Raw genomic sequence first — 17,311 nt, 5'->3', positions numbered from 1 at the left:
TTAAGACAAAGGAGAGCTGAATATGTCTACTGAAAAAGAATTCCGCGAAGTTGAAAAGAAGTTGCAGGATATTATTGGTGGCAGTATTTCGGCGCGCGTGTTGGCAGATCAGTTTATGCGTTTAAAAAAAGGATTTCCGGCAACAAATCTGGAACGTTCCTGTACCTTGCAAGATGGAATTTCAATTATTCCTGAAGAAGATAAAGATGGTTTGATTAATATATTTAATGACGCTGTTGATATCGGGCGCATAACTAAATTTGTGCCTGCATCCGGCGCTGCGACACGTATGTTTAAATTTTTGCTTGAGTTTCTGAAAACTGATCATAAAAATTTTGAATCAAACGATGATTGCGATGAAGCCTCTCTTCAAATGGCTCGTACTTTTATAAATTCACTTTCTAAGTTTGCTTTTTATGGAGATCTTAAAGAATCCATGAAGCAGGGTGGTGAAGATTTGGATGAATGTCTGGCACAAAATGATTGCCGGACAATTTTAGAATATTTGCTTACCGAAAAAGGATTGAACTATTCACAGTATCCGAAGGGATTGATTCCGTTTCATGTTTATGGGGATGGTTTTCGCACACCTTTTGAGGAACACATCTTAGAAGCAATAGAATATGCGAAAGATGAAGAGGGAAAGATTCGTCTGCATTTCACTATTGCTCCCGATAATGAAAAGAAGGCGAAAAAACATATAGCTGAAGCTCTCAGTAAATTTCCGGAGTTTGACTTTGATATTTCTTATTCTGAGCAGAGTCGCAAGACAGACACTATTGCTGTTGATTTAAATAATGAAATATTCCGCACTGATGATAATAAGGTTCTTTTCAGGCCGGCCGGTCATGGTGCATTGCTTGTTAATTTAAATGAAATAAAGGGTGATATTGTTTTCCTTAAAAACATCGATAACGTAGTTCCCGATGGCCTTAAGGCGGATACTATTGAATATAAAAAATTGCTCGGCGGTCTTTTAGTTTTGCTTCAAAGTCAGATTTTTGATTGTATAAAAATGCTGAAGAAGCCTTCTCTGACAGAGTTTGAAGTAGCGGTTACTTCTCTTTTTGTTGTGACAAGGCTGCATATGACCTTACCTGTTGATTTCGGTAACATGCCTTTGGTACTAAAAGCTGAGATACTTATTTCCAAGCTTAATAAACCGATTCGTGTTTGTGGTATGGTAAAAAATCAAGGTGAACCGGGTGGCGGACCGTTTTGGGTAGTCGGTTCTGATGGGATTATTTCACCACAAATTGTTGAGAAAAGTCAGGTTGATATGGATAGTCCTAAGCAGATGGAGATTTTAAACTCTTCAACTCACTTTAATCCGGTTGATATTGTTTGCGGATTGCGTGATTACCGGGGAAGATCGTTTGATCTGATGAAGTATACTGATCCTGAAACAGGTTTTATTTCTCATAAGTCCGAGCAAGGCCGGAAACTTAAGGCTTTGGAATTACCCGGGCTTTGGAACGGGGCGATGGCAGAATGGCTTACTGTTTTTGTAGAGGTTCCGCTGAGTACTTTTTCACCTGTTAAAACAGTTAACGACCTTTTAAAGGATGAACATCAAGTTTAGTTAATTCTTCTTGTTCTTGAGATGTTATGTATAGATGTTTATAGCGTTGGTCGTATTGGAGTCTGGCACTAAATCTGTTTCGTAGATTTTATACGCTAAGATAACATTTGTACTGTTTATATTGGAAAAGCCCGTCACGACTCTGACGGGCTTTTCTCTTTTTTATAAAAAATAAATTTGTTTTCATGTTAAACGAATGTCGATACACTTCAATAAGTACATATTTAATTGGAGTTAGCTAGAATAATATTAATTTTTTGAATGATATTTAGTTTTTATCTTTTTCGGAGGCAGGAATGAAAGAGGTTATGGCGATGCGCAAATTCGTTGCACCCGAACTGGTTTTTGGTGCCGGTTCTGCTCTACTTGCCGGGCAATATGCTGAAAATTTCGGAGCTAGAAGAGCGCTGATGGTTACTGATCCCGGAGTGCTTCATTGCCGTTGGATTGCTGATGTAAAAGATAGTTTGAATAGGGCGGGAATTGAAACCTTTGTGTTTAGTGATGTCTCGGAAAATCCAAGAGATGTTGAAGTCATGAAGGGTGCTGAATTTTACAAGGAAAATAATTGTGATTGTATTGTAGCAGTTGGGGGTGGAAGCCCTATGGACTGTGCGAAAGCTATCGGCATAGTCACAACTAACAACGCTCATATTCTTTCTTTCGAGGGAGTCGACATGGTTGATTCTCCCGGACCTCCGTTAATTTGTATACCTTCCACAGCTGGCAGTTCTGCCGATGTTTCGCAGTTTGCAATAATAACTGACACTGTTCGTCATGTTAAAATCAGTATTGTCAGCAAGGCTATGGTTCCTGATGCCGCCCTTGTTGATCCTAGTCTCACAACAACAATGGGCTCGCAACTGACTGCGGCTACAGGGCTCGATGCTTTGACTCATGCTATTGAGGCATACGTATCCAATGCAAATTCCGCTTTGACCGATCTTTTTGCTCTTGACGCTATAAAATTGGTCAGTAAAAATCTGGTTTCAGCCATTAAAAATCCTGATAATATTGAACTTCGCGGCTTTGTTATGCTGGGTAGCATGGAGGCTGGGCTTGCTTTTTCGAACGCAATACTCGGAGCTGTTCATGCAATGGCTCATAGTCTCGGCGGGCATTTGAATCTTCCGCATGGTGAGTGCAACGCCATACTTCTCCCTTATGTTATTAAAACTAATTTTTCTTCTGCGGAAGACAGGTATACGGATATTGCTAAAGCGATGTCCGTTGATGTTGAAGGTAAAACTGCTGATCAGATATGCGGATCCCTTATAGATGTTATTGTTGCGCTTAGAAAGGATGCAGGAATAACAAAGACCCTTAAAGATTTCGGTCTAAAAAGAGAAGATATTCCTAAGTTGGCAGAACTGGCTTTGAAAGATGCGTGTATGGTCACCAATCCTGTCGAATTAAACAGCGAAGATGTAGAGAAGATTTATGAAGCGGCGTTCTAGATCAGATAGTAATGATAATGTTCGCAACAAGCTTATCGGGCTTGGTGAGAACTCAATGCGCAAAAGCTATTATCCTGAACTGCGTGACCGGATCAATGAGCTTGAGCGGTTTAGAGCTTTGGTCGAGCATGCGAATGACGCTCTGTTTGTTCTGGATGCTTTTTCGTGGAGTTTTGCAGATGTTAACGCAACTGCTTTGAAAAAAACTAATTATTCTCGTGAAGAACTGGTCGAAAGCCCTCCCGAATCCATATTTCCTAAAAAGACATGTATCCTTATGCGCACTGTGATTGCTAACAGTGATGCAGGTCCTTCTCATGATGATGAAGATATTTCTATCACTGAGCTTTTAGGGAAAGACGGAGTAAGTGTTCCTGTAGAGATCACTGTACGAGTTCATTTTGTCGCAGGCAGGCTTTATCTCGTAATGGTTGCCCGTGATGTCACTCGCAGGCTTGCTGATCAGAGGGAATTGCAAAAAACGCGCAACTACCTTGGTAACGTAATTGATTCTATGCAGTCTATTCTTGTCGGAGTGAATGAGGATTCGAGTGTTGTTCTTTGGAATGCTTATGCTGTCGCTGAAACAGGCGTTGTTGAGAAAGATGCGTTAGGAAATTATCTTTTTGATGTGATGCCTGAAGTTAGAAAATTTAAGAATTTAATTGAGCGGACTATTCGAAATGAAGAAGCTGGGGGAACAGAAATTTTTACGGTTGACCACTCCGGAGAAACCGTTTTCTTTGAGATAGTAGTTTTTCCCTTTGAAGGTGAAGGGGAGTCCGGAGCTGTTATTCGTATTGATGACATTACAGCTAGAACCAGAATGGAAGAAGTTATGGTTCAAACTGAAAAAATGATGACTGTTGGCGGGTTGGCTGCCGGTATGGCTCATGAAATAAATAATCCTCTGGGGGGAATTCTTCAGGGCAGTCAAAATATTTTGCGCAGGCTTTCAACAGAATTTCAAAAGAATCATGAAGTTGCCCGTGAGTGCGGGGTAACATTTGAAGCCGTTCATGCCTATTGTGAACGGAGAGGAATCATCTCTAAAGTTGAATCTATCCAGCAGCTTGGGAAGCGTTCGGCTAAAATTGTTGCGAATATGCTTCAATTTAGCAGGCAGACGGGAGGACAGCAATTTTGCACAAGTCTTGTTGAAATTATGAATACAGCGATTGAACTTTCTTCAAGCGGATATGATCTTTACCAAAAGCAAGGACGTGCCGGTTTAGAGGTTATTCGAGAGTTTGAGGAGAGTGTCCCTGATATTTTTTGTGCTCCGTCTGAAATTGAGCAGGTTTTAATTAATCTGATTAAAAATTCTGTGCAGGCGATCACATCTGTAAGAAAAGAAGACCCAAATAAAGTAGGTAAAATTTATGTCAGAATCGGGAGAGAAGGGAATAATGTAAGGCTTGAGATTGAAGACAATGGGCCGGGAATGGATGCAGATACTAAAAAGAAAGCTTTGGAGCCTTTTTTCACAACAAAAGGAATCGGCGAGGGAACCGGCCTCGGTCTTTTTGTTTCGTACTTTATTATCACCCAAAAGCATAAAGGAAGTTTTGTAATTGAAACCAGCCCGATGTTAGGAACAAAGATTGTAATTAAACTCCCTGTTGCTCCCGATTGTATCGGGCTGGATTAGGTCGTTACATATTATTTTTGATAGCTTCAGCTCTGTCTTCCATTTGTTTTGCAAGCTTAGAAAGAAGTTTGCTGCCTGATAAAATTGATTCTATTCTGTTGTGATCCGCTTTTACCCGTCTGAAAACCCACTGAGCTATATAGAACGCGTCATTTGGAGTGTCACATGGGCCAGTGCAGAAGGTTTTAATCTTGTCAGAAATGCCATTCTTGATTTTTTCTCTGACGATGATTGCATCTTTTAAAATTTTACCTGCATGGGAAGCCTTGTTTTTTGCTATTACGGATTGAGAATAATTAGAATCAGTCAGTTCTTTCTGAAAGACGGCGTTAGCTCTTTCAACTCTTTTTTCGGCTTTAATATACCCGTCCATAGCTTGAACAAGATCAGGATTTTCTGCAATTGAAGTAAGAACAGCTGCTACGTGCCGTAAAGGTGCTGCGCTGACTTTAAACATATCCGCCCGTTCTTTAGCTGTGAACGCGCGAATCTCGGATGCATCTCCCTTCACCGCGAATTTCTTTTCCGCAGTAATACCTTTTTCTTCAACCAGATCAAGGAATGAGCTGTAGTATTTTTCATATGCCTTCGAAAGTGTTCCGGGATAAAGAAGATTTTCCCATATGGATTTTCTAGCTGAAATAATGTTTTCGGCTTCCGGCATAAGGCCCATTAAATTTAAACCGAAATATGTATTTATACCCTTAAAGGAAGCGGAACTATATCCACTTTTAGGTTTAAAAGGAAGAGAGCCAGCCGGCTGATAGTTATCAGCTACATATCCTGCAAGGTTTTCAAGAAAAACATCTGTTACTATATCATTTTTAAATTTGTTTACGGTTTCAGCGATATTCGAGGTTGCTGTCTCAGCTGATTTATTCGAACCAGATTTCGCTTTTTTTACGGCAATTTTTTCAGATGCAGTTTTCTTTGCTGTTTCATTTCTTTCTGTGGCTGAAGGAGACTTTGCAACCTTTGATGTAATAGGAAGTCTGCCGCTCGATCCGGTTTCATGAATCCATGAGGGAGCTTCAACTCGTTTAGTTGTGTCTTTTTCAGTGTCTTTGTTAATAAAGAATATTAATGCAGCAGCGGAAATAATAAAAACTACAGCGAAAATGATAATAGGAAGTTTGAATTTATTCATTAATATGCTCCATGATCTTACCAGTGACGGTTCCATGCAAATTTTATTGAGCCGGTTCCGGGGCAGCACGCGCCTGAACCGGGTTTCATAGCCATAAGGTAAATTGACCCTTTGGCTGATTGTTTAGCTATTCTTCTGATTTTTGAAAAAAGTTCCAACTGATCGACCATGTCTGGAACTTGTATAATACCCCGGCCTCCTGCTGAAAGCAGTTTTGCCTTAAGGTCGTGATAGGCTGATAGCATGTCTGCTATCATGTTGTCGATTTGACAAAATTCCGCGGAGCATGGGTTATCAGCAGTATTTAGCACGCCGAGGCATGAGTTGATGAACACCGTAATAAGATCGGAATCAGGCCCCAAAGATGCCGTGTCAGGTGCTATTCCCTTTTTTGCAAGAGAGGCTGACAGAGTTCCGGCTGTGCGGTAATATTGCAGTATTCGCAATGCCGTAGCTATCTGCTGTCCTTGAATTTCGGTTAGGGGTTGTGATTGCATTTTGGCGCAGAAAGTTCTTGATGCCTCTATTAAATTTTCAAGCGAATCTTTGTCTGAATTCAGGGCTGCATAGTTAAAGTTTGAATTCAGTCCTTTTCTCATAATTGATCTGGTTTCAATCCCGATACGCTCCAGTTCAAGATTCAGAGCGTCAACAGCCAGCGAGGGGGAGTTTACAACATTTTTGTCAAGATATTTAGGTCTATCTTTTTCATAACCTTTTCGGCCGATACTCCGTTCAAGAAATGTTACAAGGCGTTTTGTAAAGGGCCACAGTATTACTACTCCCAGAATATTAAAGAGCGTATGGAAAATTGCTAAAACAAATGCAGGTTCGTTTGTCAGGCCCAGACTTTGAGTTGTAAATATAATTGCATTTAATAAAATCGGAAGAATCAGCAGTGCAACAAGCGCAGTGACTGTGTTGAAAATGATATGTCCGATTGCAACTCTTTTGGCGTTGATGGTTGCACCGATTACTGAAAGGGCTGCTGTAGAGGTCGTTCCGATATTCGTTCCGATTACAGCTGCGGCCCCTTGATTCAAGTCCATCAGGCCGGAAATTGTTGCTGTCAAAACCAGAGCCATCGCAGCGCTTGAACTTTGCATAAGCAGGGTGAGTATAATTCCTATGCCGAGAAATATCGGGAGGGAAATAAATCCGGAGCTGGCAAAAGTTGATAAATCAAGAGTTGATTCAATGCCTTTAAAGGATTGTTGAAGTGTAGAAATTCCGAGAAAAAAAAGACCGAATCCTGCTAACGCATCTCCGAAGTAAGCTCTTTTGGAAATCGAGCCTGTGAGTCTCAAAATGGCACCGCAGGCAATCAGCGGCAGCGCCAGTCCTTTAATATTAACATTGAAACCCGCAGTTGCAACAATCCAGCCTGTTACTGTTGTTCCTATGTTGCTGCCGTAAATGACTCCGATGGATTGAGTAAGTGTAAGCAGACCGGCGTTTACAAATCCAATTACAGCAACAGTGACCGCGCTGGAAGATTGAACAAGGGCTGTAATAAAGAAACCGGAGATTAGTCCCCGTCCCGGATTTTTGGTCCATTCTCCAAGAAGCCGACGGAGTGAGTGCCCGGCGGCGTGCCTGAGTCCCTGAGTCATAAGGCGCATTCCGATAAGGAAAAGCCCCAATCCACCTAGAAGATTTGCAAGAAGTGTAAATGTCATATTTTTTTAATGTATGGGATTGAATTTAAGTGCTTTTATTATTCAAGATAATTGCCTGAGACAATTTAAAAAGCAAGCGTCAGGTCTGAAAAGTAACAGAATAGTTTGAAATAAGAAAACCCCCCTCACAATTTTTGCGAGGGAGGTCTTTCTAATTAAATAAGCGGGGTAGTTGTTTAAACTATTCAGCTTTAACTTTAATATCCATTTTATCCATTGCTTCGATGATTGCAGAGCTGATGTCTGAACCTTCGTCATAGCTTACAGCTGACTCTACTGAGAAGACAGCGGACATGCCGTTTGCTTTGCGATATTCGTCAACAGCTTTAGTGAAACCGGCGTTAAGAGTTTCAACTATGCGATTCTGTTCAGCTCCCATTTTGGTCTGGTATTCGCTGAGAGCTTCCTGGAATTTGCGTGCATTGTCTTCAGTCTGGTTGCCTGCAAGTTCTTTCTGCATATCTGTGAAGGTAGACTGGAAGCTTTCGCTTGCATCTTTGAGGTATGCCATGCCTTCAGCACCAGCTTTGCATTCTTTAAATACTTTGTTTGTATCAACAAAACCAACCTTTGCTCCAGCTGTTTCCTGCTGTTGACAGCCTGCAATAAAAGCTGAGATGACAATAAGTGCAATTAATGTAAGTATTTTTTTAGACATCGAATTCTCCACTGTTAGATTTTAATTTTTAAGCTCTGTATAAACAGGCAAATGCTCCTTTAAACTAAAAAAAGTGACATTGGCAAGAAATCGAAGCAAAAAATTAACCTGGTAGACATTTTTTTATTATGGTTTAAGATACTAAGTATTCATGTTGACGAAATTAATGTCTTATTGTTTGATTTAAAAAAGACAAAATATATCGTGATATAAGCAGTTTTTGCTTTGAAATATATAAACTCGTGAGGACAGGAATATGAGAACCAAAGTTATTGCCACATTAGGTCCGGCCTCTGGAAGTGTTGAAATTATACGCAAAATGGTTCTTAACGGAGTAAGAATTTTGCGTTTAAATTTTTCTCATTCTGATGCCGAAAGCTTTCGTCCGGTTGTCAAAATGATTCGAGAAGTTGAAAAAGACCTTGGAATTCCTCTGACTATTATGGGGGATTTGTGTGGTCCTAAAATCAGAGTCGGTGTAATTGCCGGCGCACCTCTTAATATCGGACAGGACGCGGATGTTTATTTGGGAATGTCTGAGGAAAGCGGTAAGCATTCGGATTGTCCGTTTATTCCGCTTGATCAGCCTGAATTGTTTCATGGTCTTGAAACGGGAATGCTTGTTTCTTTAAGTGACGGAATTCTGCAGTTTTTAGTTACTGAAACTATTATTAAAGATAAGCTTTACAAACTTCAGGCTCAGAATGCAGGTATTTTGTCTTCCCGTAAGGGAATTGCATTTCCGGGCAAAAATCTCGCACTGGCCGCTTTTACTGAAAAGGACAAAGTTGATCTTATCGGTGCAATTGAAATCGGCCTTGATGCTATAGCGATGTCTTTTGTTCAGACACCTAAAGATGTCGAAGACGTTAAAGCGGAAATGCATAAGCTTGGAGCTTGGCTGCCGGTTGTTGCTAAAATTGAACGGCAAAACGCTGTTGATAACATAGAAGATATTCTAAAAGTTGCCGATGCGATTATGGTTGCACGCGGAGATTTAGGCCTTGAGTGTAAATTGTCTTCCGTTCCTGTAATTCAGAAAAAATTGATCAGGGCGTGTCGTCATGCTCAGAAGCCTGTAATCGTCGCAACTCAGATGCTTCTTTCAATGGTAAAGAATCCTATTCCAACACGTGCAGAAGCTAATGACGTGGCAAATGCGATTATGGACGGTGCTGATTGCTGCATGCTTTCCGAAGAAACAGCTATCGGTGATTATCCCGCAGAGACTGTTGGTTTTATCCGTGAAATTGCAGAGGCTACCGAGCCTTATTATCTTGAAAGAATTGACGGACCTTATAAGCCTACAAAAGAAGTCAATCCTATCAAATATCTGAGTTACTCTGCTTGTCTGCTTGCAGATAACATTGATAGCCCTGCTATACTTTGTCATTCAAGCAGCGGTGCATCTGCTAAGATTATTTGTAGCCGTAGACCCAGACAGCCTATTCATTGCCTGACTCCCGATAAGAGTGTTCCGGCTTATTTGAATTTCTTCTGGGGTATGACTCCGGTTATAACTGATGCGACAATTCCTGTTCACCGAGCGCGTCTCGAAAGATATCTGGAAGGGAATAAAGGTTTCCCTAGAGGAAAAGGTTACATCCTTGTTTCCGGTCAGCCTACACCGGGGCAGACTGAATCAAAAACTAATGAAATTAAATTGTATTATAAATAGATTTAGTAATTAGAAATTAAGAATTAAGCCATCCTGAACTATATTAAGTTCAGGATGGCTTTTTTATTTGGTTGAGTTTTTAATTTTATCTTTGATGAGAGCGAAAAAAGAATTGGAATCAGAAGTGAATTTCCATCCAAGATGGGAAAAACATTTTCCGCATAACGTAATTTGCCATGAGTAGCCTGAAAACCAGGTGAATTCAGAAGAAGGGAGCCCGTCCGTCAAACAGCCGCTTGCATTTGAAAAACATCTAAGCTGAAAGACATAGCCGTGCGGATTGAAGAATGAATGCTCGTGGTTGTTGTTTACTTGAATGGCAAAGGTTGGCTTGGTTAACTTATGTTCGCATTCTTTACAGACAATGAATTGTTTAAACTTCGACTCATTAAGCTCTGAATCGTTCTGTAGGTCATTGCGAACGGAAGAGTCGGTTTCTCTTACTGTTTTAAGTAGAAACGTTGCTGTGGGGTGCGAGAAGTTGTTCATAGCTGATTGTAGCGCGTGAAAGAAGATCTGAAAAGAAGGGTGTTGCTGTATTGTCAGCTTGCGGGGCGGAAATTTCAAAAAACGATAAAAAACAAAAAAGGCTGTTTTCTTTCGAAAACAGCCTTGTTGTAATCTGGCTCCCCGGGAGGGACTTGAACCCCCAACCTAGTGATTAACAGTCACCCGCTCTGCCGATTGAGCCACCGAGGAATATTCACTGCAACAGTTTCCCGTTGCGACGAAGAGATATCTACGGATTTGACGTGAAGTTGTCAAACATTATCTGCATTTAAATTGATTTTTTTTAAAATAACTTTAGTGCATCTATATATAATAGCAGTGATAAACGGAGTAATGTCAAATTTTAAAAAATAGAATTGCATAGAAAACAGAAAAGGCTGTTTTCTTTCGAAAACAGCCTTATTTTAATCTGGCTCCCCGGGAGGGACTTGAACCCCCAACCTAGTGATTAACAGTCACCCGCTCTGCCGATTGAGCCACCGAGGAATATACGCGCTGTGCATTTCACTGCAGCAACGAAGATGGGTTTTACGTATTTGGTTGCCACATGTCAAACCTTTTTTTAAAAAATATTTGTCGGGGGTGGAGGGCTATAAAATATGTACTTTCTTGACGACAGAGGGTATTTAGCTTAGGCAAACAACGGATCTCGTATTTTTCTAGACTTTATTCGGTTACGGAGAATTAATAAGTTGAGCGGCAACAAAAAGAAGCAAATAAAGCTAGCAACCAAATCAGAGCACGTGGCATCATTTATGCCTCTGCTTGAGGCTCTGCAAGCTCAGAACGAACTCAATCAGGTTCTGAAGAATCGTGTGGAAAAGGCTTGTACTCTTCTCGACGAAGGTGTGAAACTTTACCCCAACGACTTCAGTAAAGATACAGATGTCTCATTTATTTGGGACAATTACGACAAAACTGCTACTGAGGAGTTAGATACTCTCGGTAAAAAGTTTAAGATGGCAGGCAGGGTTCTTACTCTGCGTTCCTTCGGTAAAGTCGCATTTTTTCACCTTCAGGATCCTACAGGTAGGATCCAGGTTTATGCTGCAAGGGACGACCTTGGTGCGGATCTGTACAAAATTTTTAAGAAATTCGATATCGGTGATATTGTAGGCGTTGAGGGGGAACTCTTCAGAACTAAAACTGACGAGTTAACTCTGAAAGCTTGCGCAGTCACTCTTATCACTAAATCCATGCGTCCACTTCCTGAGAAGTATCACGGACTTAAAGATGTAGAGACCAGATATCGCCAGCGTTATGTCGATCTGATCGTTACTCCTAGAGCTCGTGAGATTTTCCAGAAGCGGACGAAAATTGTCGGGGCTCTGCGGAACTATCTTGATAATATGGGCTTTATGGAAGTGGAAACTCCCATGATGCAGTCTATTCCCGGTGGTGCTGCGGCAAAACCTTTTGAAACATACCATAATGCACTTGATATGAAGCTTTATCTGCGTATTGCACCAGAGCTTTATCTTAAACGTCTTTTGGTTGGTGGTTTTGAAAAAGTTTATGAGATTAATCGTAACTTCCGTAATGAGGGTATCGACACTCAGCATAACCCGGAATTTACAATGCTTGAATTCTATTGGGCGTATGCCAACTATGTGGACCTCATGGATCTTACCGAAGATATGATTTCTAAGGTATGTCATGCCGTTAACGGCGATACTAAAGTTAACTATCAGGACGAAGTTATTGATTTGACTCCCGGAGCGTGGCATCGCGTAACGTTCCATGATTCTTTAGAAACAATCGGTGATGTTTCTCCTGAAATATACAATGATTATGATAAGTGTAAGGATTTGGTCAAAAAACTTGGCGAAAAAGCTGTTGAAGGTGAAAAACTCGGTAAGCTTCAAGCTAAACTGTTTGACCTTCTCGTTGAGCCTAAGTTGATTCAGCCTCACTTTATTTATCTTTATCCTACGGATATATCTCCTCTTTCCAGAAGAAATGAAGAGAATCCTGAACTTACCGATCGCTTTGAGCTTTTCGTCTGTGGACGTGAGCTTGCCAATGCGTTTTCTGAACTCAACGACCCAGTTGATCAGCGTTGCAGGTTCTTGGAGCAGGTTGAAGAAAAAGAAGCCGGTGACGATGAAGCGCATCATATGGATGAGGATTATGTTCGTGCTCTTGAGTACGGAATGCCTCCGGCAGCAGGTCAGGGTATCGGTATCGATAGACTGGTTATGCTGCTGACAGACAGTTCCTCTATCAGAGAGGTTATTTTGTTCCCGCTTCTGAGAAGTGAAACAACTTCCGGCACTGGTGGCGCATGAAATTTGAGTTGTTCGTCGCATTAAGATATTTGTTTACCCTGAGGAAGAATTCCTTCATCTCAGTAATATCACTTTTTGCAGTATGCGGCGTAGCAATTGGAGTTGCGGCACTGATTGTTGTTCTTGGAGTGATGAATGGCTTTTCTACAGATCTGAGAGATAAAATTCTCGGGGTTAATGCTCATATAATTGTGACAGCATATGATGGTACTTTAGATAATTATCATCATATGGTAGAAAAAATAGAAAAATTAAAGGGTGTTACAGGCGTAACGCCCTTTATCTATTCTGAAGTGATGCTTTCCAGCAATGGCGGAGTTAAAGGTGTTGTTTTACGAGGCCTTGATTCTTCTACAGCTAAAGGGGTTCTGAGTTTACCCGGAAATATTATTTCCGGTAGTGTTGACTCGTTATCTAAAGAAAGCAAAATGCCTGAAATTGTTATCGGAACACAGTTGGCTAAAAGGCTTGGACTTGTTATTGGAGATTCAGTTAACCTGCTTTCTCCGACAGGAAAGCAAAGTGCAGCCGGTTTTACTCCGAAAGTGCGCATATTTAAGGTAGGGGGAATCTTTAGAACAGGCATGTTTGAATACGATTCTTCTTTGGCTTACATAAGTAACAAAGCTGCGCAGAATCTACTTGGTTTTAAAAGAGATTTTGTGTCCGGACTCGAAATACGCGTTGACGATGTTTACGCTGTGGATCAGATCGGTAAGCATTTAGCTAAAGAACTTTCTGGATATCCAGTGCAGATAAGAAATTGGCAGCAGATGAATGCCAACTTGTTTGCCGCTTTGAAGCTGGAAAAAACAGCAATGTTTATCATTCTGGCAATGATTGTTCTGGTCGGATCATTCAGTATCATAACTACACTAGTTATGTTGGTTATGCAGAAAACCAGAGATATTGCGGTGTTGATGTCCATGGGGGCAACAACCGGAAGTATCAGACGAATTTTTATGTGGCAGGGAACATTAATAGGATTGATCGGAACAAGTTTAGGGTATCTGATCGGGGTGCCTGTTGCGCTTCTTCTTAAGAAGTATCAATTTATTAAATTACCAAGCAATGTTTATCCTGTTGATTATCTACCCGTAAGGATGGACATGTTGGACTTGACCATAATTGGTGTTTCGGCATTTTTGCTTTGTTTTCTGGCTACTTTGTATCCGGCAAAACAGGCCGCAGCTCTTGAACCTGCGAAGGCTCTGAGATATGAGTAGTTTACTTTATGAACTGACTGGTATCGGGAAAGAATTCGAAGGTCCGACTGAGATTGTTCAAGTACTTAATAATATAAATTTGAATGTTGAATCCGGTGAATCCCTTGCGATTATGGGGTCGTCAGGTTCAGGAAAAACTACTCTTCTTCATATTTTAGGGACACTTGATACCGCCAGTAGGGGTAATATTGATTTTGCAGGAATGAATTTTAATGATATGCCTGCTGAGAAGCGGGCACAAGTCAGGAATCGGGAAATAGGTTTTATTTTCCAGTTTCATCACTTACTTCCAGAGTTTACTACTTTGGAAAATGTTGCACTGCCAGCCATGGTGGCAGGTATCAGTCAGAAAAAAGCATCTGCAATGGCTCGTGAAGCTCTTGTACTGGTCGGGCTTGAAAATCGGCTTGATCATAGAGTTACTACACTTTCCGGAGGGGAAAGGCAGAGGGCCGCAATAGCGCGAGCCGTTTTGCTTAAGCCGAAAGTTTTACTGGCCGACGAACCTACTGGTAATTTGGATGAAAAAACAGGGAAGATGGTTGGTGAAATGCTGGTTTCCCTTAATGAAGAACTAGGAATGACTCTTATAGTTGTGACACATAATATAGAATTGGCCGGTATTATGAAACGCCGGCTTGAGTTGCGTTCCGGAGAACTTTATGCCCAGAATTAGATTTCTGTTTTTGCTGATTGCGGCAACTCTAGCGTTTTTGCTCAATTCAGGAACTGAAAAAGCACAAGCTGAAGATGCCTCCAGTATTGTGCTTGCTGTACTTCCTTTTGAAGTAAATGCTAATGCGGATACTCAGTATCTTAAGGATAGTCTGCCCACTCTTGTTTCAGATAGATTGCGTGAGGCTGGTTTTAGAGTTGTTGATCAGAAAAAAGTGATGCAGCTTGTTGATGAACAGGGTTACGAATTTTTGAACTTACAGTCGGCAAAGGACATGGCTCTTCTCGCCGGTTCGGGCTACTCCATATATGGTAGTTTCAGTCAGATCGGTGAAGATCTCAGCCTTGATGTCCGTTTAGTTGAAGCCTTTGGCATGAAGCCGGCTGTTCCGTTATTTGTGAGCAAAAAAGGATTGATTAATCTTTTGCCTGCTGTTGATGAGCTTGTTGCAAAAGTTAAACTTGAATTGCTTAGTCAGGATAAAATTGCAGATGTCGAAGTTGTAGGAACCAGAGTTCTTGATAAAGACGTCGTTATGATGCGGACTAATATTAAAGTCGGCGATATATACACTCCATATAAAATCAATACAGACCTCAAAAATATTTACGCTCTTGGTTATTTTGAAGACGTAAAAGTTAAAGTCAGTGATGTGCCCGGTGGAAAGAAAATTGTTTTCGAAGTTGTGGAAAAACCACGTATTCAAGCAATTACCGTACAGGGTGCTGACGCAATAGATTCAGAAGATATTCTTTCGGCCGTCAATACTAAAAAGGGTGCAGTTCTTAACCCTAAAGTCCTTTCTGATGACCTTAATACCTTGCGCGAAATGTATCGTAAAGAAGGTTATTATAAGGCCAAAGTAGATTATAATGTAGACGGAGAAGGCGCTCAGGCCCGTCTTAATTTAAAAGTTGATGAAGGCAAGAAGCTTTATATTGAAGGCATTATTATTCAGGGAGCTGAAAAGTTGGACCCTGAAGAAGTTAAAGCTCAGCTTGCTCTTACTGAGAGAGGGTGGCTTTCATGGTTTACTAAAACCGGAGTACTCAAAGAAGAGTTGCTTGAACGAGATGCAGCTGCGATTTTAGCGTATTACGGTAACCGTGGATTCATCGACGCAAAAGTCGGTGAACCGGAAGTTGAAATAAAAGATGACGGTATATATGTGACTTTTCAAGTTTCTGAGGGGAATCGCTACAAAGTCGGTAGTGTTGAACTCAGAGGTGACTTGATTGTTAAGAAATCTAAGTTGAAAGAAATTATTGCTGCCGATGATATGGCGGATGGCGGCGAATATCTTGATAGATCTGTCCTGCGTGAGGACATGAAAGCTCTTTCAGATTTCTATGCGAATTTTGGTTATGCATACGCTGATGCCAAAATTCAATTTGATCAGAATGCCGAAGATAAGACAGTTGCAATTACTTTCTTGATCTCTAAGCGTCAGAAAGTTCATATCCGAAGGGTTATTATCGAGGGGAATTCAAAAACTCGTAATAATGTAATACTTCGCGAAATGCGTCTTGCTGATGGCGATCAGTTCAGTGGGTTTAAGCTTCAGCGTTCAATTGTCAGATTAAATAAGCTGGACTACTTCAGTGAAGTTGATATTGAGCCGATTCCGACTGGTGACCCCAGTGAGATGGATTTGAAAGTTAAGGTTAAAGATAAAAATACCGGTATGGTCAGTGGTGGTATCGGGTATTCTACTTCAGACAGTGTTTTCATTTCAGCCAAAATTACTGAACGGAACTTGTTTGGGCGCGGTTGGGACTTCGGTCTTAACGGCGGTTGGAGTTCAAAGAGTATCAGTTATGGTCTAAACTTCTATAACCCGCGTGTAGGTGATACTTTGTGGGGAGCAGGAGCTCAGACTTACTGGCGTAATGAAGATTTTGACGATTATGATAAGCAGACAATCGGTGCTGGTATTGAAGCTTCTTATCCTGTCGGAGAGTATACAAACTTCTTCACTAACTATCGTCTGGATAACTATTATGTCTCAAAAATTTCAGAGACAGCTGCTAAGGCAATTAAAGATATTGAAGGATATAATTGGTCGAGTATTGTCACTGCCGGTTTTAAGAGAGATACCACTAATAAGGCGTTTAACCCTTCAACGGGTACTCTTAATACTGCAACAGTTGCTATGGGTGGCGGTATTTTGATGGGAGATGACTCTTACGTCAAGTACACCTTAGATTCTAACTATTTCACTCCTGTGTTCTGGGATTTGATTTTCCATTGGAGAGGTAAAGTTGGATTTGTTCATGACAACTTAGGTGATGGAGATATTCCAGTCTTTGAAAAGTTCTACTTAGGTGGAATTAATAATGTCCGAGGTTATTCCTCAAGAGAAATCTCTCCTCGTGACAGTGTTTCCGGCGATCGAGTCGGTGGTAATAAGATGATGTTCATGAACTTTGAGCTCTTATTCCCAATTAATGAGGAATTCGGGCTTGTTGGTGTAACCTTCTTTGATATTGGTAACACATGGGGAGAAGGGGACAGTTTCTTCACTGATACTAAACAAGCGGATGGAAAAGATCTAACACTCGGACTGTACAAAAGTATAGGAGCTGGTATACGGTGGTTCTCTCCAATGGGGCCGATCAGGGTTGAATATGGTTACGGTCTGGATAACCTTGAAGACAGCAGCCGTCATAAGATCGAGTTCTCAATGGGACAGTTCTTTTAACATAGTTTGATAATAATTATTGAAGAGTAAGGGCATGTCTGGGGTTACCCGACATGCC

The 17,311-nt window shown here is 41.0% G+C and carries 12 protein-coding genes and 2 tRNA genes; 8 read left to right on the top strand and 6 right to left on the bottom strand.

Going from position 1 to position 17,311, the window contains the following annotated elements; translation table 11 throughout:
* Positions 1-22 precede the first annotated feature (22 nt).
* From JEY82_RS05130 to JEY82_RS05120, 3 genes are all read left to right on the top strand, one after another.
* A complete protein-coding gene (locus JEY82_RS05130; RefSeq protein ID WP_304083321.1) occupies positions 23-1,582 on the top strand; it encodes a DUF4301 family protein in 1,560 nt (519 codons plus the stop codon).
* Positions 1,583-1,878: 296 nt separating this feature from the next.
* Positions 1,879-3,039, top strand: a complete 1,161-nt coding sequence (gene ercA, locus JEY82_RS05125; RefSeq protein WP_304083319.1) for an alcohol dehydrogenase-like regulatory protein ErcA — start codon at positions 1,879-1,881, stop codon at positions 3,037-3,039.
* On the top strand, positions 3,023-4,690 hold the full coding sequence (locus tag JEY82_RS05120; protein ID WP_304083316.1) for a PAS domain S-box protein: 1,668 nt from the start codon (positions 3,023-3,025) through the stop codon (positions 4,688-4,690). The genes ercA and JEY82_RS05120 overlap by 17 nt, the downstream gene beginning before the upstream one ends.
* Before the next feature lie 4 nt (positions 4,691-4,694).
* On the opposite strand, the gene JEY82_RS05115 is transcribed toward JEY82_RS05120, so the two are convergent.
* From JEY82_RS05115 to JEY82_RS05105, 3 genes are all read right to left on the bottom strand, one after another.
* Positions 4,695-5,837 carry a hypothetical protein gene (locus JEY82_RS05115; RefSeq protein ID WP_304083313.1) on the bottom strand — a complete coding sequence of 381 codons (1,143 nt, stop codon included), beginning with the start codon at positions 5,835-5,837 and terminating at the stop codon, positions 4,695-4,697.
* 17 nt (positions 5,838-5,854) lie between these two features.
* On the bottom strand, positions 5,855-7,516 hold the full coding sequence (locus JEY82_RS05110) for a Na/Pi cotransporter family protein (RefSeq protein ID WP_304083310.1): 1,662 nt from the start codon (positions 7,514-7,516) through the stop codon (positions 5,855-5,857).
* A 181-nt stretch (positions 7,517-7,697) separates the two neighbouring features.
* Positions 7,698-8,174: an OmpH family outer membrane protein gene (locus JEY82_RS05105; protein ID WP_304083308.1), complete on the bottom strand. Its 477-nt coding sequence runs from the start codon at positions 8,172-8,174 to the stop codon at positions 7,698-7,700.
* A gap of 256 nt (positions 8,175-8,430) precedes the next feature.
* On the opposite strand from JEY82_RS05105, the gene pyk reads away from it, so the two are divergent.
* Positions 8,431-9,852 carry a pyruvate kinase gene (gene pyk, locus JEY82_RS05100; RefSeq protein WP_304083305.1) on the top strand — a complete coding sequence of 474 codons (1,422 nt, stop codon included), beginning with the start codon at positions 8,431-8,433 and terminating at the stop codon, positions 9,850-9,852.
* A 63-nt stretch (positions 9,853-9,915) separates the two neighbouring features.
* Here the strand turns inward: pyk and JEY82_RS05095 are convergent, their stop codons facing one another.
* The 3 genes from JEY82_RS05095 to JEY82_RS05085 form a co-directional block, all read right to left on the bottom strand.
* The gene (locus tag JEY82_RS05095) at positions 9,916-10,341 is read right to left on the bottom strand and encodes a cereblon family protein (protein ID WP_304083302.1); all 426 of its coding nucleotides are present in this window, start codon (positions 10,339-10,341) and stop codon (positions 9,916-9,918) included.
* A 134-nt stretch (positions 10,342-10,475) separates the two neighbouring features.
* Positions 10,476-10,551 (bottom strand) — tRNA-Asn (locus JEY82_RS05090).
* A gap of 221 nt (positions 10,552-10,772) precedes the next feature.
* Positions 10,773-10,848 (bottom strand) — tRNA-Asn (locus JEY82_RS05085).
* Positions 10,849-11,117: 269 nt separating this feature from the next.
* Between JEY82_RS05085 and lysS the strand changes: the two genes are divergently transcribed.
* Genes lysS through bamA form a run of 4 tightly spaced genes read left to right on the top strand, consistent with a single transcriptional unit; the run spans position 11,118 to position 17,253 of the window.
* A complete protein-coding gene (gene lysS, locus JEY82_RS05080) occupies positions 11,118-12,650 on the top strand; it encodes a lysine--tRNA ligase (RefSeq protein WP_304083517.1) in 1,533 nt (510 codons plus the stop codon).
* On the top strand, positions 12,647-13,876 hold the full coding sequence (locus JEY82_RS05075) for a lipoprotein-releasing ABC transporter permease subunit (RefSeq protein ID WP_304083299.1): 1,230 nt from the start codon (positions 12,647-12,649) through the stop codon (positions 13,874-13,876). Before lysS ends, JEY82_RS05075 begins: the two co-directional genes overlap by 4 nt.
* Complete coding sequence (locus tag JEY82_RS05070; protein WP_092160871.1) at positions 13,869-14,552, top strand: ABC transporter ATP-binding protein; 684 nt, start codon at positions 13,869-13,871, stop codon at positions 14,550-14,552. Before JEY82_RS05075 ends, JEY82_RS05070 begins: the two co-directional genes overlap by 8 nt.
* Positions 14,539-17,253, top strand: coding sequence for an outer membrane protein assembly factor BamA (gene bamA / locus JEY82_RS05065; protein WP_304083295.1), 2,715 nt, complete (start codon positions 14,539-14,541; stop codon positions 17,251-17,253). Before JEY82_RS05070 ends, bamA begins: the two co-directional genes overlap by 14 nt.
* The last annotated feature ends 58 nt before the right edge of the window (positions 17,254-17,311 follow it).

Source organism: Maridesulfovibrio ferrireducens, from assembly GCF_016342405.1.
Classification (GTDB): domain Bacteria; phylum Desulfobacterota; class Desulfovibrionia; order Desulfovibrionales; family Desulfovibrionaceae; genus Maridesulfovibrio; species Maridesulfovibrio ferrireducens_A.
The sequence above is the reverse complement of the archived record's forward strand: the minus strand, read 5'-3'. Positions and strand labels throughout refer to the sequence as shown.

Excerpts from the sequence above, each read along its gene's own strand:
- JEY82_RS05130 (WP_304083321.1), top strand. The coding sequence starts at position 23 with ATGTCTACTGAAAAAGAATTCCGCGAAGTTGAAAAGAAGTTGCAGGAT.
- ercA (WP_304083319.1), top strand. The coding sequence starts at position 1,879 with ATGAAAGAGGTTATGGCGATGCGCAAATTCGTTGCACCCGAACTGGTT.
- JEY82_RS05120 (WP_304083316.1), top strand. The coding sequence starts at position 3,023 with ATGAAGCGGCGTTCTAGATCAGATAGTAATGATAATGTTCGCAACAAG.
- JEY82_RS05115 (WP_304083313.1), bottom strand. The coding sequence starts at position 5,837 with ATGAATAAATTCAAACTTCCTATTATCATTTTCGCTGTAGTTTTTATT.
- JEY82_RS05110 (WP_304083310.1), bottom strand. The coding sequence starts at position 7,516 with ATGACATTTACACTTCTTGCAAATCTTCTAGGTGGATTGGGGCTTTTC.
- JEY82_RS05105 (WP_304083308.1), bottom strand. The coding sequence starts at position 8,174 with ATGTCTAAAAAAATACTTACATTAATTGCACTTATTGTCATCTCAGCT.
- pyk (WP_304083305.1), top strand. The coding sequence starts at position 8,431 with ATGAGAACCAAAGTTATTGCCACATTAGGTCCGGCCTCTGGAAGTGTT.
- JEY82_RS05095 (WP_304083302.1), bottom strand. The coding sequence starts at position 10,341 with ATGAACAACTTCTCGCACCCCACAGCAACGTTTCTACTTAAAACAGTA.
- lysS (WP_304083517.1), top strand. The coding sequence starts at position 11,118 with ATGCCTCTGCTTGAGGCTCTGCAAGCTCAGAACGAACTCAATCAGGTT.
- JEY82_RS05075 (WP_304083299.1), top strand. The coding sequence starts at position 12,647 with ATGAAATTTGAGTTGTTCGTCGCATTAAGATATTTGTTTACCCTGAGG.
- JEY82_RS05070 (WP_092160871.1), top strand. The coding sequence starts at position 13,869 with ATGAGTAGTTTACTTTATGAACTGACTGGTATCGGGAAAGAATTCGAA.
- bamA (WP_304083295.1), top strand. The coding sequence starts at position 14,539 with ATGCCCAGAATTAGATTTCTGTTTTTGCTGATTGCGGCAACTCTAGCG.